Raw genomic sequence first — 22,842 nt, forward strand, 5'->3', positions numbered from 1 at the left:
GAGGAAATACAAGTGAACACGAAAGCCCCCAGCCAGATCGATGTCTTTGTCGGTTCCCGCGTCAGGATGCGTCGGTTGATGGCCGGACTGAGCCAGGAGAAGCTGGCCGACGGTCTCGGGATAACATTCCAGCAGGTACAGAAGTACGAAAAAGGCACCAACCGCATCGGCGCGAGCCGTCTGCAGGCGATCGCCGATATCCTCGGCGTGCACCCGAGCTTCTTCTTCCAGGAGGGTGAAGACCCTGCCGGCGCACGCAACGGCGACACAACACGCGAGCCGAGCGAAATCTCGTCCTTCGTTTCGTCGAAGGAAGGGATCGCGCTCAACCGCGCTTTCCTGAAGATCACGGACCCGGTGCTGCGCAAGAAGATCATCTCGCTGGTCGCCGCCGTTGCCCAGACGCCGGAGACCGAGACCGTCCGCTCAAGCACGAGCCACGCTCAGGACCTGCACGGCTAAGCACCCGCGCCCGACAGGAATGACCGGATGACATTCAGACTGCAGACCCTCGGGCGCTTGCGGCTCGTCGATAACGGCGGGCGTGAGGTAGCGTTTCCCGAAAAGGGTCTGCTGATCCTGTGTCATCTCATCGTCGGCGGCCATAGCGAGAAGTCCAGAAACGATGTCGCCAAGCTCCTTTGGGACGAGATCGTCCCGAGCCAGGCCTTCGTCAATCTGCGCAAGACGATCTCCCGCATCAGCGCGCGCCAGGAAGAACTCGGCTGTCACTTCCTGTGTTTCTCGCCGTCGGACCGTGCGCCTCGACGCCAGCCGGCTCAAGAGCGACCTCGATACCATCGGGCGTGAGGCGGGCGATCCACTTTCCCGTCTCCAGTGGGCCGTCGAAACCTTCCAGGAAGACTTCCTCAAGGACTTGAAGTCCCAGGGGCAGGCGCTGCATGGCTGGATCGAGCGGCAGCGTGGCGAGCATATGGCGCTGCTGCGCGAAAGCCTGCTTCTCGCGGCAGCGGAGGCGACGAACAACCATCGCAAGCTGGTCAAGGCGGCAGCGACCCGGCTGCTCGAGCGCAACCCGCTCGACGAGGACGTGCGCAAGATCCTGACCCAGGCGTTTCAGCTTGAGGGCTACCATCTGGAAGCGCGGGCTGTCTCGAATGGCGGCGGCGCGATCGCGATCAGCAGGCCGGAATTGCGGTCGATCTCGACGATAATCGCGCCGACGTCGGAGCCGGCAGCCGACTCGCGCCCGCCGCGCGTCGTCCTTCTGCCGCCGAACAACGGCGCGGTCGACAGTCCGGCAACACAATTTGCAAGCGCCCTGATCGAGGACGTGACGATCGGGCTTTGCGCGCTTCGCTCGGTTTCGGTGATCGCGCCCTACACGGCCGCACAGATCAGCCTGCAGGCAGACAAGGCCAGCACCTACCAGAAGCACGCCATCAGCTACATTCTCGACACGCGCCTGACCGACGAAGGCAGCCGGCTGACGCTCTTCACGCAACTGATCTTCTTTGCCAATGACGAAGTGATCTGGGCAGACCGTTTCAATCTCGATGGCGACGGGCTGATGGCCTCACGGCGGGAAATTGCCCGCCAGATCGCACTGGCGATCGCCAACCAGGTGGAGCGCAACGAGACCCATCGCCAGACCTACGAGACCAATGTCGGCTCCTACCGCAGCTTCCTGCTCGGACAGCGCTATCTCAAGCAGCTCAACCTTCCGGAACTGCGGCGCGCGCGCAAGAGTTTCCGCCAGTCGCTCTATGAGAACTCCGGCTTTGCGCCGGCGATGAGCGGGCTCGCCCGCAGCTATTTTTTCGAGTGGCTGCTGACAGCCCGCGGCGACGCAGAGCTGCTGGCGCTTGCGGAACGGCATGCGCGCGATGCGGTGGTGGCCGACGACACGCTGGCAACGGGCTATCGCGAGCTTGGCGTCGTCAAGCTCTACTTGAGACAGTTCGACGAGAGCATGGAATACCATGACAAGGCGGAGGCGCTGAGCCCTCAGCACGCCAACGTGATTGCGAGCTACGCCGACACGCTGGTGCAAGCTTCGCGCCCCGAGGGTGGCCTGCGCAAGATCCAGGCAGCAATCGATCTCAACCCGATTGCGCCGGACGAATATTTCTGGACCGCGGCCGGCGCCAGCTACTCGCTTGGCCAGTATGAGCAGGCGATCGCCTATATCGAGCGCATGCGCGATCCGACCCCTGCCGACCGGCTGTCGGCGGCAAGTTGGGGCATGCTCGGCAACCGGAAAAAAGCGCGCCAGTTCGTCCGTAAGACTTTCGACGTGCATCCGGACTTTGATCTCGACAAGTGGATGACCATCGTTCCCTTTAGGGAAGAATGGCAGCGCGTTCATTATTGCGAGGGCCTGCGCAAGGCGGGCTTCTGATTTCTCACATCAGCAACGGCCAGGAGGGGAAAATGGCAAAAGTAGTGGTGATCGGTTTGGCGGGTGACAACCGGCTTTGGGTTGCGGATCTGGATGCGGGCACGGTCTCGCAGATCGCAACGCCGACGCAGGGGCCGCTGGCTGCGGCCAACGACCTGCGTAACAACAGCGGGGCAATGGTGCACAAGGGCGTCAATCTCGCCGTGGTTGCGGCCTCGTCCGGCTCCGTTTCCGGCGGGTTCATGGACGGCTAGTCCACGCGTGGCACAAGCCGCTGAAACTGGCCGGCCGTCGGACGAGCATTCCAGCCGTCCGGCGGCCGAGCCGCTTTCCTACAGCGATCGCGCCTGCCCGCCAGAAGAAACGTTCCGGCGGATCGAGGCATTCCTGCCGGCGCTCGGCGTCACCCGGCTTGCGCGGCTGACCGGCCTCGACCGGCTCGGCATTCCCGTGTGGAGCGCCGTGTCGCCCAACGCCCGATCGATCGTCATCAACCAGGGAAAAGGCATCACCGACGTTGACGCCAAGGTTTCGGCGGCCATGGAGGCGATCGAGCGGGCAGTGGCCTGCGCGCCGTCGGCCCCGACAAGAACGGCCACCAGCCGGGCTCTTTCCGAAACGGGCGATCGAACGCTGCATCTGCCGGGGCTCATCTCGGCGGGGCAAGCGGACCTTCAGGACGACGAAACGATCGACTGGCTCCGTGGCTTCGACCTCTTTGACGGCGCAACCACCTGGGTTCCGCGCGAAGCGACAATCCTCGACCGGACGATCGTCGGTTATCGTTACTGGCAGTCCTCCGATGGCCTGGCCTCGGGCAACACCGAGGTCGAGGCGACCCTGCACGGCTTGCTCGAGCGCATCGAGCGCGACGCCGAAACGCTGTGGCGAATGCTGCCGCTGAACGGCAAGCACCGAAGCTGCATCGATCCGGGAAGTTTCGAGGATCCTGTCCTCGATGCCCTTACGGAACGGATCGCCTCTTCAGGTCTGGAGTTGCGCCTGTTCGACATGACCAGCGACATCGGCATCCCCTGTTATGCCGCAACCCTCGCCGAAGCGGGCATTCTCTCGGCCAGGCAGCCGCGTTATCACGACGTCACGATCGGCCACGGTGCCCACCCCGTGGCGCGGCGCGCCGCCATCCGTGCCGTGACCGAGGCCACCCAGTCGCGGCTTACCTATATCAGCGGCGCCCGCGACGATGTGTTTCCGGAAACCTTCACCCGCGACCTTCCCGAGGAAACGCGAGGCCTGTTTGCCGCCGTGCCGCTCCGGACAAGCGTGGCGGCCCCCGATGCCCCGGCCGGGCCTCAGGCGCTGCTCGATTACGTACTGCTGCGGCTTGAAGCGGCTGGCATCCGGACGGTTGTCGTCGTTCCGCTGATGGAAGGCGTTGCACCTTTCTCGGTGGTCAAGGTCATCGTTCCGGCCCTCGAGAATCCCGACGGCCTGCGCAAGCGTCGCTTCGGAGAACGCGCGCTCGCCCGTGCTCTGGAGGCCGGATGAACGTTGTCTTTGTTGGCCCGACGCTGCCGGACGCACGAAACGCGGCGGACAAGAGCGTCCTAATCCTCCCGCCTGCCGTTCAGGGCGACGTCCTGCGCGCAGTTGAGGGCGGTGCAACCGCGATCGGGCTTATCGACGGCAACTTCGAGAATGTTGCGCCCGTCTGGCACAAGGAAATCCTTTATGCGCTGTCGCTGGGCGTGCAGGTCTTCGGCGCGGCCAGCATGGGCGCGCTGCGCGCGGTGGAATGCGCGCCCTTCGGCATGGTCGGCATTGGCGAGATCTACCGGCAATACGCCGAAGGAGCCCGCGTGGACGACGCCGACGTTGCGCTGATCCACGGCCCGGCCGAACTCGGCTATCTGCCGCTGACACTCCCGCTGGTCAACGTCGATGCGACGCTCAAGCGCCTCTCGCAGACCCAAGCCCTTGACCCAGCGCTCATCGCATCGATGGGCGCGACGGCGTCCGCCATGTTCTACAAGGAGCGCAACTGGGCGGGCATCGTCGCGCGCGTTGCACTGCCGGCGGGGACGGACCCCGCCCGTCTCACCGCGCTGCTCGCGAGCGAATATGTCGACCAGAAGGGCATCGACGCGCGACATTTACTGGACGCACTGCGACACGCGCCAACCCAACGGACGGTTGCATCGCAAGGCTGGAAATTCAATTCTACCAGCATGTGGAAGAGGTTGTTCGGTCAACCTGACGCTTCATCTTAAGGATGTGGTTTTCACATACAACGTGTGTCACGCTCATGTCACGCGCAATGCCGCGAAGTCACGCTATGATTGGCCACGGTGGGCTGGATCTGCGGATCCAAAGGAAGCTGGGGAAAATTATGCTATCTTCATTTGCTGTGCCGGTAGAACCGGAAGACAAGGAAAAGGAGCTCTTGGCACTGGCTCGTCTTGTCACCTATGCGCGCGACTCCGCCAAGACCCTCAACGTCGAAGGCGTGCAATACTGTCTCGAACTCGCGCTCGCATCGCTGCTCAAGGAGGCCGAGGACTGCGGCAGCCAGAGAGCGCATCTGACCAACGAGTTGCTGACGCGCCCGAGCCTCGGCCGCTGCTGAGTTCCACGCCGCTTTTGGGATTGCCGTCATCCCGCGATTGGTCCGCCTGCGCGGACCGGTGGCTTTGCGATTGAGCGATGACACGAAAATAGCCCCGTTTGGCCGAAGGCGAAGCGGGGTTTTGGTCGTTGTTAGGCCTAGCGTCTGCCGCTCCCCGCGCTTCGCCGCAAGCGGATTTCGTCGCCGAACGATCATTGCTCTCGCACGCATGAGACAGCTCAGGGAATCCGTAAAACAGACGGCCGGGACGGATATTCCCCGCAAACCAGTTCCGTTCGAAAGCCCGCTTCGCGCTTTCGGTGAAATTTAGTCCATAATTTCCATAGACAATATTGAGTGAGCGAGCCACCTCCGGTTAGGCTTCTCCCATCATGTGCGAACCGGCGCAGGGCCTTATCGACTGGCCCACCGCCTGAACGACAAAGGGAGACCGGCTTGAGCAAGACAAATCCAACCCTGCTCGTCCTTGACCTTTCGCGCTTTGCGGCGGGCCACCCCGAGCGGGCCGCAGCGCTCGACGAGTTGCGCAGCGTTGCCCGCTCGGTGGGCTTCTTTTATCTCGAGGGCCACGGGATCCCGCAGGACGAAATCGACGGCATTCTCTCGCTTTCGCGCCGCTTCTTCGCGCTGCCGGAGGACGACAAGCGGGCGATCGAGATGCGCAAGTCGCCGCACTTCCGCGGCTACAATCGCGCCGGCCTCGAATACACGCGCGGCACGCAGGACTGGCGCGAACAGGTCGACTTTGGTCCCGAGCGCCAGAGCCTCAATATCGCGTCCGGCGATGCGCCGTGGAAGCGGCTTGTCGGCCCGAACCAGTTTCCGGACGCCTTGCCGGAACTGAAGCCTGCGATCCTTGGCTATATCGAAGCCGTCACCGGGCTCGGTATCCGGCTGATCGAGATTTTCTCCGAAGCGCTCGGGCAGAAGCCCGATGTCTTCGGGCCGATCTATCGTGATGGCCCCAACCAGTTGCTCAAGATCATCCGCTATCCCGGCCGCGACAAGACCGAAAGCGATCAGGGCGTCGGCGCCCACAAGGACGGCGGCTTCGTCACCATCCTGTTGCAGGACGTGGTCGGCGGACTGCAGGTCGACGACGGCAAGGGCGGCTGGATCGACGCACCGCCGAAGCGCGGCACCTTCGTCATCAATGTCGGCGAACTCCTGGAACTGGCATCGAACGGCTATCTGCTCGCCAACATCCACCGGGTGGTAACGCCGCCAGCTGGCGGCGATCGGCTCTCGGTCGCCTTCTTCCTCGGCGCCAATCTCGCTTCGACCATCCCGGTGCTCGATCTCCCGCCACAGCTTGCAGCCGAGGTCCGCGGCGTCACCCAGGATCCGCAGAACCCGCTCTTCCACGAGGTCGGCCGCAACGTGCTGAAATCCCGGCTGCGCTCGCACCCCGATGTCGCCGCCGCGCACCACGCAGACCTGCTGGAGCAGCCAAAGGCGGCTGTGCCCGCCTGATCAACCGGACAGCGCCGATCAACCTGAGAGCCAAGGAGAAATGGCATGACGATCCATCAGAAGCCGGAAGAACCGGCAGTCGAGATCAAGACGCCGAACGGCCTGCGCGAAGCCGGCGGGCGATTGCATCCCGAAACGCTGGCGCTCCACGGCGGCAGCTATCGCTTCGATCCGGCAAGCGGCGCCGTCGCCGTGCCGATCTACCAGACGACCTCCTATCAACTGCCCGGCACCGACGGCGCCGACAAGCTCTTTGCGCTGGAGGCGCCGGGGCATCTCTACACCCGCGTTTCCAACCCGACGCAAGACGCGTTTGAGCAGCGGCTGGCGGAGATCGAAGGGGGAGCAGCCGCGCTGGCACTTGGCTCAGGCCAGGCGGCATCGGCCTTCGCGCTCCTGAACCTTGCGCGCTCCGGCGACAACGTCGTCAGCGCCGCCGGCCTTTATGGCGGCACCTGGGCGCTGTTTGCCGCCACGCTGAAAAGTTTCGGCATCGAGGTTCGTTTCGTCGATGCGGCTGATCCCGAGGCGTTTGCCCGGGCGACGGACGACCGGACACGTGCCTACTATGCCGAGTCCCTGCCGAATCCGAAGCTCGAAGTCTTTCCGATCGCCGAGGTCGCCGAGATCGGCAAGCGCTTCGGCATTCCGCTGATCGTCGACAACACGGCGGCCCCGCTGACGATCCGGCCCTTCGACCACGGCGCTGCGGTAGTCGTCTATTCGACGACAAAATACATCGGCGGGCACGGTACCTCGATCGGCGGCGCGATCATCGACAGCGGCCAGTTTCCCTGGCACGAGCATGAGGCGCGCCATCCGAACCTGCACGAGCCTGACCCGAGCTACCAGGGCAAGACCTGGCTCGAAAAAGCGGCCGCGATCGCGTTTCATCCCTATATCCTGCGCGCCCGCGCGGTGCTGTTGCGCGACCTCGGCGCCGCGATCAGCCCGCTAAACGCATTCCAGTTCATCCAGGGTCTGGAAACGCTGCCGCTCCGGATCCGGCAGCACAACGAGAATGCCATCAAGGTGGCCGAGTTCCTCCGCACCCACCCGAAGGTGGCGCGGGTGATCTTCCCGAAGTTCCAGGATGGCGAGGCAAAAGCGCGCGGCGGGAAATATCTGCTGAACGGCCACTATGGCGCGCTCGTGGGCTTCGAGCTGAAGGACGGTCGCGAGGCGGGACGGCGTTTCATCGACGGGCTGAAACTGCTCTACCATGTCGCCAATATCGGCGACGCGCGCTCACTGGCCATTCATCCAGCCACGACGACGCACTCGCAGCTGTCGGAGATCGACCAGCTAAAGACCGGGGTGACGCCCGGCTATGTCAGGCTTTCGATCGGCATCGAACATTCGGACGACATCATCGCCGATCTCAGACAAGCGATCGACGCCGCCTGAGCGTAAGACGCTTTCGCATTTTCCGCGGGCTCGTCCGCAGGGGCGAGCCCGCGGAGCCGTTTGTGGCTCAAAACTCGTCTGTAGGCCTTTGTTTCGTTTCATGCGAAAAGAGCTTCTCGTCGCGCGTCAGCCGCCGCGGGGCATCGGGACACGCACAGGAGGAAAAGACTATGAGCAAGAATACCCAGGTCCTGCTTGCCGCGCGGCCATCCGAAAAACCGGTGCCGAGCGATTTCCGCGTCGTCGAAACGGCTATCCCGGAGCCGGCGGAAGGCGAGGTTCTCCTGAAGATCCTCTACCTTTCCCTCGACCCCTATATGCGCGGCCGCATGAATGCCGGCCGCTCCTATGCCAAGCCGGTGGAGATCGGCGCTGTCATGGAGGGCGGCACGGTCGCCCGCGTCCTCCGCTCGCGTCACCCGGATTTCAGCGACGGCGATTTCGTTCTTTCCCACTCCGGCTGGCAAAGCTATGCGCTGTCGCGTGGTACTGACTTGCGCAAGCTCGATCCGGCGGCCGCACCTCTTTCGACGGCACTCGGCATTCTCGGCATGCCCGGTTTCACCGCCTATGCGGGGCTGCTGACGATCGGCAAACCGCTGCCGGGCGAAACGGTCGTCGTGGCGGCTGCAAGCGGCGCCGTCGGCTCGGCGGTCGGGCAGATTGCCCGCATCAAGGGTGCGCGCGCAGTCGGGATCGCCGGCGGTGCGGACAAATGCGCCTTCGTTCGCGACACGCTCGGCTTCGACGCGGTGATCGATCATCGCGCGCCTGATTTCGCCGAACAGCTCGCCGCCGCCTGCCCCAAAGGCGTCGACGTGTATTTCGAGAATGTCGGCGGTCATGTCTGGGATGCGGTGTTCCCGCTGTTGAACGACTTCGCTCGCGTGCCCGTCTGCGGCCTGATTGCGCACTACAACCAGCCCGCAGGCGCGCAAGCCGGGAGCGACCGGTTGCCCGGCGTCATGCGCGAAGTGCTCAGCCGGAGCCTGCTCATCCGGGGTTTCATCCAACGCGAGTTTGCCGATCAGAGGCCGCTCTTCTATCAGGAGATGGCCGGCTGGATCAAAAGCGGCGAAGTCCGCTACCGCGAAGACATCGTCGACGGGCTCGAGAATGCGCCGGAAGCCTTCATCGGTCTGCTGGACGGCCGCAATTTCGGCAAGCTGGTGATCCGGGTCGCCGCCGAAAACTAAAAGGGGCTCGGGCCCGGCCTTACTGCTGGGCGAAGCCGGCCTTGGCGAGACCGTCATCAAGCAACGCGATCAGGTCCGGCGCGTAGCCTCGAGCGACCAGTTCCGTATCGTACGACTGCGACGCGCGCGTTTCGTTCAGGCGCAATCCGTCCAAAGCGCTGGTCGCTTCCCGCGTCAGGCCGAGTTGGCCTGCCGCTGCCACGCGTAGGAGATTGACCGCCATGTCCGCCGGATTGGCAAGCTCGCGTGCGCGCCTCAGCGCTTCGCGGTAGCGGCCGCTGCGGTAGTCTTCGAGCGCCAGGGTCAGCGCGGCATCGTGGTGAAGATACTCGCTGCCGGCATCCGCCACACGGGCCAGATTCACCCCTTGCGAATAGGCGCCGCTGACGAAAAGCAGCAGACTCAGCCGCGCCGGAATGGCGTCGTCGAGCGGATTGAGTGCCGCCGCGCGCCGACCGGAAATGAACGCCGCTTCCCTGTCGCCGGCTGCAAAGCGCGCTTGCATCTGGGCGACGTAGCTCTGGCTCGATTGCGGTGCCAGCGCAACGGCCTTGTCGGCGAGCTTCAGCGCACGCTCAGCCACCGTCGGCGCGGCGCTCGCTTCACCGGTTGCCACCAACACCATCGCCAAGCTCGCCAAAACATCGGCGTCGGCGGCCTGGTAGGCGACGGATTTTTCAAGGCAGCCGTGGGCCGAAACCAGTCCCTCAGGGTCGATCCGCGCCAGTGCCACATCCGCCTGAAGCACGCAGCCGAAGCCGATCGACGGCGTCACCAGTTGCCGCGCAGCCTCCAGACTGACAATGACGCCCTCTTCGCCGGCAAGCGAAAGGGCCAGACGAGAAAGCAGCTTTTCCTGTATTTCCTGCGCGTCGCCGCTGTCGAGCGCCACCTTCGAGTTGCCGGACCTCAACGCCTCGTTGCTTTGCACATCGATCACCTGCCAGGAGACCTCATGCCGGCGCTCGTCGGTGCTGTAGGCGATGGAAAGCCTGTATTCCTTGCTGCCCTGCAGCTTGACCGGCGGCGCGGACGAAACCCACCCGGTTATCGACGCCACGTCGACACCCGCGGGCGAGACCGGCGCAAGGGTGCGGACGGCGGAAAACTGCGAGAGTGCGTGGACCAGATAGTCACCCGCCTTCTTCTGCACGTCGTCGTCGGCACCCTGCCGCGTCGGCACGTCAACGACGATCGTCGGCTTGGCCGAGAAAACCGGCTGCCAGGGAAGGTGGTCGGCAATGGACACGTAGAAGGCCCCGGCCATGACCGCCACGCCGGTTCCAAGTGCCGCGAAGCCCGCAAGCGGGCGCCATTTGCGGGCAAGAACGGCAGGCGCAATCGCGAGCTCGATGGGCTGCTCGGCTGCCGCCTCAGCAACCGGCGTCGTGCTCTCGAGCACCCCTCTCAAAGGCTCACCGCTGATCACGAATTGCGGAACGTAATTGCCTTTCGGCAGCTCGATGCGAAGCTCCGCTCTTTCGCCGAGCGCCTCGTAATATTGCGCCAGGGCCGCGCGCAGGCGCGACGCTTCCACACGCACGATCGGATCGGTCGCAGGATCGAAGGAGGCGGGCCGTCCGAAGACGTCAATGGCGATCGTGTAGGCTTTCACCTGGCCCGAACGGCCAGCGAAAAACTCGTCAACCACGTACCGCAACAGCTTGCGATGACGCTCGGTCGCGTGAAACTGGCTGTCGGCAAGAATGCGCTCAAGGGCGGCTCGCGCCTCGCATTCTGCAACGGCAATGCAGTTCGTTTGACCCGCATTTCTGCTGGCTTCCATGATGCGCTCCCAACTGCCACAACCCCAAAGAGAGTGCAACGCGAGGCGAACTCTAGACGAGAGCTTCTGTGGCGGAAAGAAGAATATCGCACCGTCACAAAATATTTTCATCGAAGAATTGAATCATTTTAAGTTGGAACAGGAACGCCCGATCATTCCCATAGAATTCTTGTGGGGTTTTCGTCGCTCTGACAAGCTCAAGCGAGCTATTTGTTAATCACAACGGACTACGCTCACGTCCCCGTATCGGCGATACAGACGGAAATGACCTCTTCTTCGATCTCGCGACAGATCAATTCATACTCCGAGATCATCGAATGATCCAGAGGGGCGAGACGCCTTTGCCGGTCAAGCATAGAGCTCGCTTCCTCATAGGCTTCGCAGAGGCTTTCCAGGGACTGGTTCTTGGCACAGAGCAATTGCAACTGGCCGCGCAGAGCCGGCAGCCTGAGCATAAGCTTCAGTAGTCCCCGTTGAGAGGCTGCGCTGGGCATGGTTTACCATCCGTTTGAACGACAATCGATGCTCATGCCTTTGCATTCCCCAAGGTGTCAGCGACGACCAGACACCGTTGCGGGCGGGGGGCCGGCTCGCCGGTCGGTGCTTGTGGCCAATCCGCCCCTCGCTTACCTCTCCCCTGAGCGAAAAGTGGCACGAACGCCGATTTTCGGAAGTACGTAACAGTAACATTGGTCCGGATTGCCGGCACCTTGGCAATCTTCGCCTCGAATCCCATGATTCGGGCCGTCAGCAGCCGCACAGGCGGCACACGCGATATCGCGATCGGTGTTGAGAGATGTTCCGCGGCGGGAAAGACGAGCAAGAGCACCATCGTCCGCGCGACGATAGTCGACCACGGCCCCGCGCTAAAGTCGCGCTTAGCACTCGGCCCTCGCCCCAACATCGATCGCTGAGGCGCACGGCGCCAGCCGTGCAGCCACCTATTTGTCGAAGGCGTAGATCTTGCGCCAGTCGTTCTTCATATCGACCAGAAGCCAGTTCCGCTGCTCGGCCTCGGTCATCGCCTTGTCCAGCTTGCCGACAGGCGATTGCCGATCATAGGCCCATTCGCGCTCCCCGTCCGTATGGTGAACGATCATGCCGAAACGCGGGCCGGACCCCGCCGTTACCCAACGCAGCATCTCATAGTCGCCATCGGAATTACCGGCAGCGAAGATCGGGCGGCGGCCGATAAAGGTGTTGATCCCGACCGGCTTGCCGGCACCGTCGTCGATGAAGTCGATCTTGGGCTCCCGCATCAGCACCGGCGCGTCGCCGTCGAGTTCGTACTTCGTCGTGATGCTGCTGCCGACCACCTGCTCGGGTGGGATCCCATACATCTGTTCGGTCATCGGCCGCATGAATTCGATGCCGCCGCCCGAGACGATATAGGTCTTGAAGCCGCTTGCCCTGAGATAATCGAGCAACTCGCGCATCGGCAGAAAGGTGATCTCGTTATAGGGGCGATCGAAGCGCGGATGCCGGGCGGTCGCGAACCAATCCGTGACCGTTTTCGTGAACGCGTCCGTCGTCATGCCGGCATGGGTCGCCATGACCAACTCGACGATGCCTTTTTCGCCGGCGGCGGCAACGCCTGCCATGTCCCCCTTCAGCAGCGATGCGAAAGGCTCCTTGTCCTTCCATTCGGGGTGCTCGGGCGCCATCGCCTTGACGCGGTCGATGGCGAACATGCCCTGGAAATAGTTCGGCTGCTCGGTCCACAGCGTGCCGTCATTGTCGAAGACGGCGATCCGCTCTGCCGGCGCCACGAAATCGGCGCTGCCCTCGCTGGTGACCCGTGTGACGAAATCGACGATCTCGTTTTTCGCCTCGCCATCGTTCCACGAGGGCAGAATGTCGGCCGGCGCATCGGCCGCCACAAGGGCAACAGGTGAGGCGAAGGCCGCAACGAACGCGAGCAACAGGCCAGCGAGCCTTGCGCGAAGCCGCGGTTTGCAAGCCCTTTCGTCCATCACGAACCCCAAACGCATCGCTGTTGCCGTCATCATCCATCCTCCTGGCGGAACGGTTTTCAAGTCCTCCGGCCGGATCAGGGCCGCCGAATGCAACGGAACCCAATATGGGTCGTCGCCGCGTTTTCCTCGTGCGCGTGACGCGCCGCCGGACGATACCGACGGCAATAGTTAGGCGCGCAGAGATGGGATCCGCCCTTCACGACGCGACGGGCGATATGGATCGTCGGCTGCCGCGGATCGAAACTCGCTTCCCGGTCCCCGCCCCGCGGATTGGCGGGTATGCAGCAGCTCTTTTGCGCCGGCGCAGGGTGGCGGGTGGACCAGTAGTCGCTGGTCCATTCCCAGGTATTGCCGATCATGTCGTAGAGGCCGTAGCCATTGGCGGGAAAGCTCGCGACCGGCGAGGTCCGCTCGAAGCCGTCGGGCTTCAGGTTTTCCGTCGGAAACATGCCGTGCCAGGTGTTTGCCATGAAACGTCCCTCGGGCACCAGTTCGTCCCCCCAGGCAAATTCCGCGCCTTCGAGCCCGCCTTTCGCGGCGAACTCCCATTCGGCCTCCGTCGGCAGGTCCTTTCCCGCCCAGGCGGCATAGGCCTTGGCGTCGAGGTAGGAGACCTGCACTACCGGATGGTCGAGTTTGCCGCGGATGTTGCTCTGCCGCCCATAGGGCCGCCGCCAGTCGGCGCCGAACTTGAAGTTCCACCATTGCGAAGGACTGTTGCTGGTCACCCGCTTCGGCGGGTCGAAGATCACTGAACCCGCCCGCATCATTTCCGGAAGCGCGCCCGGATAGTCCTTCGGATCGGGCGTCTTCTCCGCCTCGGTCACGTAGCCGGTCGCCTCGACGAAGGCGGCGAACTGCCGGTTGGTAACGGGCGTGACGTCGATCCAGAAGCCGTCAACTTTCACCGGATGGGCCGGCGCTTCCTCCGGATAGTGCTTGTCCGAACCCATGAGAAAGGCCCCGCCCTCGATCCAGATTTGCTCGCGGGCGCTGATCGCCGCCGGCGTTTCGTCGACAAGGGGCATTTTCGGGGACATTTGCATGTGGCTCTGATCTCCCTTGGCACCGTCGGCTAGCACGCGCGCGGACGGTCTGCACACGTTAGCGCCAAATGCCCGCTGCCCAAAGTACGTAACCGTTACGCAATCGCCCAAAGCCCTCGGGGCGCAGGCCGCGTGCCACAAGAGGTATCCGCCATCGCCGCTCAGGCCTTCGTTACTGTTACGTTCTTTCCAATTGGCCTGATTTAACAATAAGCTCTCGCGAAAGTTCATGACGACTGATGTTGCCGGCGGGGCAAGGGAGCAGGACTTCATGGGTGCACGCGACGATATCCAACAACTCGGCAAGCGCATCGGCGAAGCGATCATCGGCCAGGAGGGCATGATCGAGCGCTTGCTGCTAGGGCTGCTCAGCAACGGCCATCTGCTGGTCGAGGGCCTGCCCGGACTTGCGAAAACCCGAGCGATCAAGAGCATGGCCAAAAACCTCGATGCGGAGCTTTCGCGCATCCAGTTCACACCCGACCTCTTGCCCGCCGACATCACGGGGTCCGAGATCTATTTTTCCGAGGGCGGCAAGGGCGCGTTCCAGTTCCAGGAAGGGCCGATCTTCGCCAATCTCATCCTCGCCGACGAGGTGAACCGGGCGCCGGCCAAGGTGCAATCGGCGCTGCTCGAGGCGATGGAGGAACGCCAGGTCACGATCGGCGGCAAGAGCCATGTGCTGCCCGATCTGTTCCTGGTCATGGCGACCCAGAACCCGATCGAGCAGGAAGGCACCTATCCGCTGCCCGAAGCGCAACTGGACCGCTTCCTCATGCACATCCAGGTGGATTATCCGGACGCAGCCTCAGAGGCAGACATCATGCGGCTCGTGCGCTCGGAGGAAACCAACGCCAAATCCAACAATCATGCGACGGAAAAGCTTGCCCAGGACGCGGTCTTTGCCGCACGCAAGGAAATATCGGCGATCACCGTTTCCGAAGCGATCGAGAACTACATCGTCGCGCTGGTGATGGCGACGCGCTATCCCGACAAGGTCGACAAGGATCTGGCCAAGTGGCTTCAGGTCGGCGTGAGCCCGCGCGGCGTCATCGGCCTCGATAAGGTTTCGCGGGCGCACGCCTGGTTGAACGGCCGCGATTTCGTCACGCCCGACGATGTGCAGGCGACCGTGCACGATGTCTTTCGCCATCGCCTGGTCCTCTCTTACGAAGCGCATGCCGGCGGCACCACCGCCAACCAGGTGATCGACCGCATCGTCGAGCTCGTCGCGGTCGCCTGAGGATGGAGGTTCGCCGATGGCCATATCCCTGCCGGCCCTCGCCCGCTCACGCGGCATCATAAAGCCCCGCACCGCCGACGCCACCGGCGTCTACACCTCAGTGGACGCACTTGTCGGCCTCGAAGCCATGGCCCGCGACCTGACGTTCCTGCGCAAGGCTCCGGTGCGCCGCCTGCTTGCCGGCCGTCACGAATCACGCATGCGCGGCCGCGGACTTTCCTTCGAGGAACTACGCAACTACCTGCCCGGCGACGACATCCGCGCCATCGACTGGCGCGTGACGGCGCGCACCGGCAAGCCGGTCGTCCGCGTTTATGACGAAGAGAAGGACCGGCCGGCCCTCATCCTCGTCGACCAGCGCATCAACATGTTCTTCGGCAGCCGCCGCGCGATGAAGTCGGTCGCCGCGGCGGAAGTGGCAGCGCTCTCCGCCTGGCGCGTGCTGGCCCTTGGCGACCGTGTCGGCGGCTTCGTCTTCGGCGACGAGGAGGTGACCGAAACGCGCCCATACCGCAGCCGCGAAGCGGTGATCCGGCTCGCCGACAGCATCGTTCGCCACAATACCGCACTGCAGGCCGGTTCGCAGGCGCCGCATGGAGCCGAGCAGCTCGACGTCGTGCTGACGACCGTCGCCAACATCGCCCGGCACGATCACCTGATCATCGTCGTCAGCGACTTCGACGGCTACAGCCTCGAAACCCGCGACATGCTTTTGAAGCTTTCGGCCCACAACGATGTGATCTGCGTTCTGATCTACGATCCCTTCCTCCTCGAACTGCCGCGCAAGGGCGATATCGTCTTTAGCGGCGGGCTGCTTCAGGCCGAAGTGCAGTTCGGCCATGGCAATGTGCGCGAGGCGATCGACAGCTTTGCCCGCAAGCGCGGGCGAGCGCTGCGCGCCTGGCAGGAGGAGCTCGGCCTGCCCATGCTGCCGATCTCTGCGGCGGAAGAGGTGGCGCCGCAGCTGCGCACCATGCTCGGCCAACTCGCCAGCCGGCAGCGGAGGCGATGATGGCGACGGCGGCACCTGCGAAAGATCCGATGCTCGACGCCGCCCTTCGGCAGCTCGCGGATATCGCCTTGCCGCAGCCTGTCTCGATGATGCCCCAGACCAAGGCGTGGGCGGTGCTCGGCTGCATTATCCTTCTCATGGCGGCCTTTGCCTGCTGGCGCTGGTACCGGCGCTGGGAGGCCAACAGCTACCGCCGCGAGGCGCTCGCCGACCTCAGGAAGATAGAAGCCGGATTGGCCGCCACCGGATCGCGTGGCGAGGCGCTCGCGGCCCTGCCTGTCCTTTTGAAGCGGACCGCGCTCTCGATCTGGCCACGCGAAGCCATTGCCGGCCTGCACGGCACCGGCTGGACAAAGTATCTCGACGCTCATTCCGGCGGCCCTGTCTTTCCTATCGCCTCTGCGCGTTTTTTCGAGGAAGCCGAGTATCGTGGCAGCCAGGCGCTCGCCGCGGTTCCGGAGGCTGAGGCAAAGGCCTACATCGCGGCAGCGCGGCACTGGATCGAGGCGCATCATGTACGTGCTTGACCACGCCTGGGCACTGATCCTTCTGCCGTTGCCCTTCCTTGTCTGGTGGCTGCTTCCGCCATACCGCGAGCAGTCGGCCGCCGTCAGGGTGCCGTTCTTCAAGGACATCACCGCGGCGGCCAATCTCGGTCCGACCGAAGGCTCCGTCGTTCCGAGAACCAATCTCGGCCAGAAGGTGATCGCACCCATCTGCTGGACGCTGATCGTGCTGGCGCTGGCGCGGCCGCAATATGTCGAGCCGCCGATCGAAAAGGTCGAACCGCAGCGCGACCTGATGTTGGCGATCGATCTGTCACAGTCGATGGACACGCGCGACTTTCGCGATCCCGCCGGCAACCTGCAGACCCGCGCCGAAGCGGTGCACGCGGTGGTCGCCGACTTCATCGACCGGCGGCCCAATGACCGGTTGGGCCTGATCGCCTTTGGCGATGCGCCCTATCCGCTGGTACCGTTCACGCTCGACCACAAGACCGTCAAGCTGATGCTGGCCGACAGCCTGCCGGGCATGGCCGGTCCCCGCACCGCCGTCGGCGATGCGATCGGGCTGGCGATCAAGATGTTCGACGCCAGCACCGCGCCGGACAAGGTGATGATCCTCTTGACCGACGGCAACGACACCGCCAGTAAGATGCCGCCCGACAAGGCCGCCGGCATCGCCGCCGAGCGAAAGGTGGTGATCCACACGGTCGGCATCGGCGATCCCAATGCTCAAGGAGAACAGAAGCTCGACACGGCGGCACTCCAGCAGATCGCCGAAGCGACGAAGGGGCGCTACTTCTTCGGCCAGGATCAGGCCGGTCTGCAGAACATCTACCAATTGCTCGACCAGTTGACGCCGGCAAACCAGAAGACGCTCTCCTGGCGGCCGCGCATCGAGCTGTTCTACTATCCGCTGGGTGCGGCACTCCTGCTGGTGCTCGCCTATCACGCCGTCATGTGGCTCCTATCCTCGCTCGGCGACCGGCGTCAGCGCCGGGAGGCAGCGCCATGATCGCGGATTTTCACTTTCTGCGGCCGCTGTGGCTGCTGGCGCTCGCCGCCGTCCCGCTGCTGATCTACCTCGTTACCCGGCGCGGCGATGTCCGCTCGCAGTGGCAGGACATGATCGCACCGCACCTGCTCGATCACCTGCTGATCGACAAGGGCGGGAAACGGCGTTTCCAGCCGGTGCACGTCACCGCCGCACTGATCGCCGTTGCGGCGATCGCAGCCGCTGGCCCGACCTGGCAGCGTGAACGGCCGCCCTTCGTCGAGGACACCGCACCTCTGGCAATCGCCATTGACCTCAACCCGACGATGAACGCGACCGATGTTTCGCCGACGCGGCTCGAACGCGCCAAATTGAAGATTCAAGACATTCTCGACAGGAGGAAAGGCTCGCGCACCGCCTTGTTCGCCTATGCCGGCTCCGCCCACATGGTCCTGCCGCTCAGCGACGATGCCGCGCTGGTCAAATCCTACCTCGCCGCGCTGTCGCCGCAGATCATGCCCGTCGAGGGAAAGGACACAGCCAAGGCCCTGCAGGAGGTCGAAAAAGCGCTCGCCAACGAAACGGTGCCCGGCACCATCCTGTTCATGACCGACGGCGTCGAGCGTTCCGCCTTCCCGGCCTTCGGTGGGTATCAGGGGCGCAACTCGCTGATGGTGCTCGGCATCGGCACGGCAGAAGGCGGTCCGGTCAAGACGGCGGACGGCGGGTTCCTGACCGATGCGACCGGCGCGTATGTCAGGGCGAAGCTCGATGTCGACGGCCTCAAGGCGCTGCAGTCGGCCTCCAAGGTCGAGGTCGCGTCGGTGACATCCGACGACGCCGACGTCAGCTGGATCATCAGACGCATCCAGACGAATTTTGCAGCGAAGACGGCCGAAGGGCTGACGCGCTGGCACGATCTCGGCTGGTGGCTGACGATTCCGATCGCCGTCTTCGGCCTCTTCTGGTTCCGACGCGGCTGGACCATACGCTGGGCGGTCTATCTGCTCGCGGCCACTTCGCTCATGGGCAGCGAACGGGTGGAGGCGGCGGACAATCGCTTTATCGACCTCTGGCTCACTCCGGACCAGCAGGGCCGTCGCGCCTTCGAACAGGGCGATTTCCAGGGGGCCTCTGAAACGTTCGCGGATCCCGCCTGGCGCGGCGCAGCGCTCTACCGCGCCGGCCGTTTCCAGGATGCGATCGACGCCTTTGCCGAGAGCGATACGGCGGAAAGCTACTACAATCAGGGCAATACCCTCCTGCACCTCGACAAGGCCGACGAAGCGATCGCCGTCTACGAGCAGGCGCTAAAGCGCCGCCCCGACTGGACCGACGCCCAAAAGAACCTCGAGATCGCCAAAAAGCGCAAGGCCGACAAGGACAAGCAGGAACAGGACGCACAGCAGGAACAGGCGGGCATTGACCCGGACCAGGTCCAGTTCGACGACAAGGGCAAGAAGGGAACGGAAGCCACCACGCAAGGGGGACCGCAGACGGCCGACATGTGGATGCGCAACATCCAGGTGTCGCCGGCCGAACTGCTGGCACGAAAATTTGCGATCGAAGCAAAGGAGGCGGCCCCGTGACAGCCTTCGCCGCCCTGCCGCGGCAGATCATCTGGCTCCTCGGCCTGTCGCTTTGGCTTGCAGGCACGGCCTTCGCCGCCAATCCCTTTGCCCGCGCGACGCTCACGACCAAGGCGCCGATTTATGCCGGCCAGCAGATCGAGGTCGACGTCGACGTCTTCGTGCCGAACTACTTCCTTTCGCCGCCGCAGTTTCCTCTGTTCGATCTTCCCGGCACTGTCGTCACCATGCCCGACGAACGCGGCATGAACCTCAACGAGACCGTCAACGGCGAGGCCTTCTCAGGCATCCGCAAAACCTACGCGATCACCCCGCAGGCGGCAGGCGACTACGTACTGCCGCCCGCCGTCATTCCGTTCGGCTATGCCGCCGTACCCGGCCAGATGAGCAAGGGTCAGGTGACGTTGCCTTCGCTCAAGTTCACGGTCGAAGCCGTTCCGCAAGGCGCAGGCGGAGAGGCCGGCGTCACCGCCGGAGAAATCACCCTCACCCAGTCTTTCGACCGGGATCCCGCGGGGCTAAAGGCAGGCGATGCCCTGGTGCGGACCATCACCATTCGCGCGGCCGGCCTCGCACCGATGATGATACCCGAACCGACCTTCGACGCCCCGGCGGACGTGCAATTGTACCGGCACGATCCGGTGCTTTCGGAGGAACGCACGTCACGCGGGGATATCACGGCGGGACTGCGCAAGGACGTGGCAACCTACGTCTTTGCAAAGCCCGGCACCTACGCGCTTCCTGCGATCAGCCTGCCCTGGTTCGACCCGGCGAGCGGATCGACGCAGACGGCCGAGGCGGCCGGCGTGACCGTCAACGTCAACGCTGCCCCAGCGGCTGCGCCCGCACTCGCCCCACCTGCGCCGCCGCCCGCTGAGGAACCTTTCGACTGGCTGTGGTGGCTCGGCATCGCGGCATCGATCGCCGCACTCGCGACGCTTATCCAGCTGGCCGCCAATCTGTTCGGTCGCCTCGAAACCCGGCTGGAAACCGCGCTCGAGCAGAGGGCGCAATCCGAGGCGACGGCATTTTGCCACGTGCTCGACGCGTGTCGGGATCACGACCCCATGCGGCTGGAGACGGCGCTCGACCATTGGTCACGCCGGACCGGCAACACGCCGCTCTCGCGCTGGCTCGACAGGTTCGCCGACCCGGCGACGGCAAACGCTTTTGCCGATTATCGCCGCAGCCGCTACGGCAGCGGCGGCTCCCATCAGGACGGGCCTGATCTCCTCCGGTTGCGCGGCGGATTGAAGGTGGCAAGACAGCGCTGGCTTTCGGAAACCTCCGCCGATGGCGGCGGCCCGACATCGGACTTGCCCGACCTCAATCCCGGCCTGGAGGCCGCGCCGCCAAGGCGCTTCGGAGCCGTGGGCCGGACCTGATTTACCCGCCGTCGCCGACCTTCGTAACTGTTACGTACTTACCCGCGGACACCCGCCGGTAGAAGTTGAATCGCTAACGTAGCGTCGCCGCGAAGGGCGGCAGGCTCTATGCTGCCAATACGCTCGGCGTGATCGCCGGGTGCCTGGCTGTTTCTTTCGTTCTCATTCCCGCCCTTGGCGTTCAGGCGGCTGGAGGGCTCGGCCTTGTCGCCGCAGCGATCGCGCTTTCCCTGAACGTGCCTATCGCCCGGGAACCTGTTCAAGGGGCGCTGCCTGGGGAAACGCGTAGCGCTAATGGTTCCCGGCTGGCACCCCTGCCGCTCATGATCCGTCGGCAGGCTCGCGATTGCTTCCTGCACAACGACGGAATGGCGCAAAGTATTTGCGCCTGAAGGAATCTTTCCGGCACGGATTTGCAACACAGCAGCATGCCCGGCGTAGTATCCTGTTCCCTGTTGATCTGCCCCGAGGCAGACAGGGAGGCATTGCATGGACAAGACGGACAACCAAAACACCGATTCGCGCGTCGCGATGGATGGCGAGATCGGAATTCTCGCGCGCCGCCGCATCGAGGCCGGCATCATCGCGCCGATCTATGAGGCGATGCGCGAGGAGATCGGCGAGGAGCGCGCCCAGGCGATCCTCGATAAGGCAATCACCAAGGCCGCGATCGAGGCGGGCCGGACCTTTGCCGCAAAGACACCCGGCGGAACCAACCTGCGCACCTTCCAGGAACTTCAGGATCTCTGGACCCAGGACGACGCGCTCGTCATCGAGGTGACGAAGGCGACGGACGAGGAATTCCACTACAACGTCAAGCGCTGTCGCTACGCCGAGACCTATCGCGAGATGGGGCTTGGTCACATCGGACACCTGCTGTCCTGCAACCGCGACGGCGTCTTCTGCACCGGCTACGACCCGCGCATTACGCTGGAGCGCACCCAGACGGTAATGCAGGGCGCCTCCCATTGCGATTTCCGCTACCGGCTCAACAAGGACGCGCCGGAGCAGCAGAAATGAGCACCGAAGCCATGCGCAGCGAAACGACCCGCATCAACACGCCGGCGACGAACGGTGACCGGCTGTGGGCCGACATCATCTCGACCGCGCGTTTCGGCGCTGCGGACAAGGGCGGCGTCACGCGCCTGACTTTGACCGAGGAGGACCGGCAGGTCCGCGACTGGTTCGTTTCCGAATGCCGCACGCTCGGCTGCACGGTCGAGGTCGACGCAATTGGCAACATCTTTGCGACCTATGCCGGCGAGGACATGTCGCTGCCGGCCATCGCCGTCGGCAGCCATCTCGATACCCAGCCGCAAGGCGGCCGCTTCGACGGCATTCTCGGCGTGCTTGCCGGGGTCGAAATCCTGCGCACCCTCAGGGAAAGCGCCACCCGGCTCCGCCATCCGCTCGTGGTCGTCAACTGGACGAACGAGGAAGGCTCGCGCTTCTCGCCGGCAATGTTGGGCTCCGGCGTCTTTGCCGGCGCGCTGTCGATCGATGACGCCCGGGCGCGCAGCGACCGCGAAGGTGTCACGGTCGGCTCGGCGCTCGATGCGATCGGCTATCGCGGCGAGGCCAAGGTCGATCCGGCTTCCTTTGCCGCCTATGTCGAGCTCCATATCGAGCAGGGACCGCTGCTCGAAGCGTCGGCGACGGAGGTCGGTGTCGTCACCGGCATCCAAGGGCTGCGCTGGTTCGATGTCGTCATCACCGGCACTGAGGCGCATGCGGGCAGCACGCCGATGGCGCAGCGCGACGATGCACTTGTAGCGGCGGCCGAGGTCGTCCTTGCCGTCCGCGACATCGCCCGTCAAAACCCGCCGGGTGTCGGCACCGTCGGCTTCGTCGAGGTGGGTCCGAATTCGCGCAATGTCGTGCCCGGTTCCGTTCGACTCCAGATCGACATGCGCCATCCGTCCGAGACCGGGCTCAATCAGATGCAAGCGGCCCTTGAAGACGCTGTCCGCAAGGCTGGGCCAGGCGTCGCCTTGAATCACATCTGGTCGAAGGCACCGGTCGTTTTCGATCCGGCGATCGTGAACGCCGTGCGCGCCAGCACGGAAGCGCTCGGCTATTCGGCGACCGACATGGTCTCCGGTGCCGGGCATGATGCCGCCCATATGGCGACGATCACCCCGACCGCCATGATCTTCGTGCCATCCAAGGACGGGCTCTCGCACAACGAGGCGGAATACACCGCGCCCGAGGAGTGTGCCCGCGGCGCCGAGGTCCTGTTCCAGACCATTCTGGAAATCGACCGCCGCTGACTGCCAAGACAAA

22 protein-coding genes are annotated in these 22,842 nt (G+C 64.1%); 18 read left to right on the forward strand and 4 right to left on the reverse strand.

What is annotated here, in order from left to right:
• Positions 1 to 12: 12 nt before the first annotated feature.
• The 10 genes from OVA00_RS02130 to OVA00_RS02175 all read left to right on the forward strand — a co-directional run bounded on the left by OVA00_RS02130 (position 13) and on the right by OVA00_RS02175 (position 9,025).
• On the forward strand, positions 13 to 462 hold the full coding sequence (locus OVA00_RS02130) for a helix-turn-helix domain-containing protein (protein WP_034799168.1): 450 nt from the start codon (positions 13 to 15) through the stop codon (positions 460 to 462).
• Between the two features lie 27 nt (positions 463 to 489).
• Complete coding sequence (locus tag OVA00_RS02135; protein ID WP_268087793.1) at positions 490 to 810, forward strand: hypothetical protein; 321 nt, start codon at positions 490 to 492, stop codon at positions 808 to 810.
• On the forward strand, positions 758 to 2,362 hold the full coding sequence (locus tag OVA00_RS02140; protein WP_268087795.1) for an SARP family transcriptional regulator: 1,605 nt from the start codon (positions 758 to 760) through the stop codon (positions 2,360 to 2,362). The genes OVA00_RS02135 and OVA00_RS02140 overlap by 53 nt, the downstream gene beginning before the upstream one ends.
• Positions 2,363 to 2,394: 32 nt before the next feature.
• Complete coding sequence (locus OVA00_RS02145) at positions 2,395 to 2,616, forward strand: hypothetical protein (protein ID WP_034799164.1); 222 nt, start codon at positions 2,395 to 2,397, stop codon at positions 2,614 to 2,616.
• A 7-nt stretch (positions 2,617 to 2,623) separates the two neighbouring features.
• Entirely contained in the window at positions 2,624 to 3,871 is a 1,248-nt protein-coding gene (locus tag OVA00_RS02150; protein WP_268087796.1) for a YcaO-like family protein, read from the forward strand.
• Positions 3,868 to 4,593: a TfuA-like protein gene (locus OVA00_RS02155; protein ID WP_034799163.1), complete on the forward strand. Its 726-nt coding sequence runs from the start codon at positions 3,868 to 3,870 to the stop codon at positions 4,591 to 4,593. The genes OVA00_RS02150 and OVA00_RS02155 overlap by 4 nt, the downstream gene beginning before the upstream one ends.
• Before the next feature lie 119 nt (positions 4,594 to 4,712).
• Positions 4,713 to 4,949, forward strand: coding sequence for a hypothetical protein (locus OVA00_RS02160; RefSeq protein ID WP_034799160.1), 237 nt, complete (start codon positions 4,713 to 4,715; stop codon positions 4,947 to 4,949).
• A 435-nt stretch (positions 4,950 to 5,384) separates the two neighbouring features.
• Positions 5,385 to 6,422 carry an isopenicillin N synthase family dioxygenase gene (locus OVA00_RS02165; protein WP_268087797.1) on the forward strand — a complete coding sequence of 346 codons (1,038 nt, stop codon included), beginning with the start codon at positions 5,385 to 5,387 and terminating at the stop codon, positions 6,420 to 6,422.
• A 45-nt stretch (positions 6,423 to 6,467) separates the two neighbouring features.
• Positions 6,468 to 7,829: an O-acetylhomoserine aminocarboxypropyltransferase/cysteine synthase family protein gene (locus tag OVA00_RS02170; protein WP_090296025.1), complete on the forward strand. Its 1,362-nt coding sequence runs from the start codon at positions 6,468 to 6,470 to the stop codon at positions 7,827 to 7,829.
• 170 nt (positions 7,830 to 7,999) lie between these two features.
• Complete coding sequence (locus tag OVA00_RS02175; protein WP_268087798.1) at positions 8,000 to 9,025, forward strand: NADP-dependent oxidoreductase; 1,026 nt, start codon at positions 8,000 to 8,002, stop codon at positions 9,023 to 9,025.
• A gap of 19 nt (positions 9,026 to 9,044) precedes the next feature.
• Here the strand turns inward: OVA00_RS02175 and OVA00_RS02180 are convergent, their stop codons facing one another.
• From OVA00_RS02180 to OVA00_RS02195, 4 genes are all read right to left on the reverse strand, one after another.
• Positions 9,045 to 10,811 (reverse strand): tetratricopeptide repeat protein, encoded by a 1,767-nt coding sequence (locus OVA00_RS02180; protein ID WP_268087800.1) that lies wholly within the window; start codon positions 10,809 to 10,811, stop codon positions 9,045 to 9,047.
• A gap of 233 nt (positions 10,812 to 11,044) precedes the next feature.
• Positions 11,045 to 11,305, reverse strand: a complete 261-nt coding sequence (locus OVA00_RS02185; protein WP_060586085.1) for a hypothetical protein — start codon at positions 11,303 to 11,305, stop codon at positions 11,045 to 11,047.
• A 447-nt stretch (positions 11,306 to 11,752) separates the two neighbouring features.
• Positions 11,753 to 12,784, reverse strand: a complete 1,032-nt coding sequence (locus tag OVA00_RS02190) for an HAD family hydrolase (RefSeq protein WP_034799720.1) — start codon at positions 12,782 to 12,784, stop codon at positions 11,753 to 11,755.
• A gap of 77 nt (positions 12,785 to 12,861) precedes the next feature.
• Positions 12,862 to 13,827 (reverse strand): formylglycine-generating enzyme family protein, encoded by a 966-nt coding sequence (locus tag OVA00_RS02195; protein ID WP_268087804.1) that lies wholly within the window; start codon positions 13,825 to 13,827, stop codon positions 12,862 to 12,864.
• Between the two features lie 277 nt (positions 13,828 to 14,104).
• On the opposite strand from OVA00_RS02195, the gene OVA00_RS02200 reads away from it, so the two are divergent.
• From OVA00_RS02200 to OVA00_RS02235, 8 genes are all read left to right on the forward strand, one after another.
• The gene (locus OVA00_RS02200) at positions 14,105 to 15,076 is read left to right on the forward strand and encodes an AAA family ATPase (protein WP_060521798.1); all 972 of its coding nucleotides are present in this window, start codon (positions 14,105 to 14,107) and stop codon (positions 15,074 to 15,076) included.
• Positions 15,077 to 15,092: 16 nt separating this feature from the next.
• Positions 15,093 to 16,088, forward strand: a complete 996-nt coding sequence (locus OVA00_RS02205) for a DUF58 domain-containing protein (RefSeq protein WP_082573022.1) — start codon at positions 15,093 to 15,095, stop codon at positions 16,086 to 16,088.
• Entirely contained in the window at positions 16,088 to 16,615 is a 528-nt protein-coding gene (locus OVA00_RS02210) for a DUF4381 domain-containing protein (RefSeq protein WP_112772060.1), read from the forward strand. The genes OVA00_RS02205 and OVA00_RS02210 overlap by 1 nt, the downstream gene beginning before the upstream one ends.
• Positions 16,602 to 17,606: a vWA domain-containing protein gene (locus OVA00_RS02215; protein WP_034799141.1), complete on the forward strand. Its 1,005-nt coding sequence runs from the start codon at positions 16,602 to 16,604 to the stop codon at positions 17,604 to 17,606. Before OVA00_RS02210 ends, OVA00_RS02215 begins: the two co-directional genes overlap by 14 nt.
• Positions 17,603 to 19,174: a vWA domain-containing protein gene (locus OVA00_RS02220; protein ID WP_112974717.1), complete on the forward strand. Its 1,572-nt coding sequence runs from the start codon at positions 17,603 to 17,605 to the stop codon at positions 19,172 to 19,174. Before OVA00_RS02215 ends, OVA00_RS02220 begins: the two co-directional genes overlap by 4 nt.
• Positions 19,171 to 20,559, forward strand: a complete 1,389-nt coding sequence (locus OVA00_RS02225) for a BatD family protein (protein ID WP_268087807.1) — start codon at positions 19,171 to 19,173, stop codon at positions 20,557 to 20,559. Before OVA00_RS02220 ends, OVA00_RS02225 begins: the two co-directional genes overlap by 4 nt.
• A 489-nt stretch (positions 20,560 to 21,048) precedes the next feature.
• The gene (locus OVA00_RS02230) at positions 21,049 to 21,579 is read left to right on the forward strand and encodes an L-2-amino-thiazoline-4-carboxylic acid hydrolase (RefSeq protein WP_060586073.1); all 531 of its coding nucleotides are present in this window, start codon (positions 21,049 to 21,051) and stop codon (positions 21,577 to 21,579) included.
• Positions 21,576 to 22,829, forward strand: coding sequence for a Zn-dependent hydrolase (locus tag OVA00_RS02235; RefSeq protein WP_246812599.1), 1,254 nt, complete (start codon positions 21,576 to 21,578; stop codon positions 22,827 to 22,829). The genes OVA00_RS02230 and OVA00_RS02235 overlap by 4 nt, the downstream gene beginning before the upstream one ends.
• Positions 22,830 to 22,842 lie beyond the last annotated feature (13 nt).

Source organism: Ensifer sp. SL37 (genome assembly GCF_026672675.1).
Taxonomy (GTDB): domain Bacteria; phylum Pseudomonadota; class Alphaproteobacteria; order Rhizobiales; family Rhizobiaceae; genus Ensifer; species Ensifer adhaerens.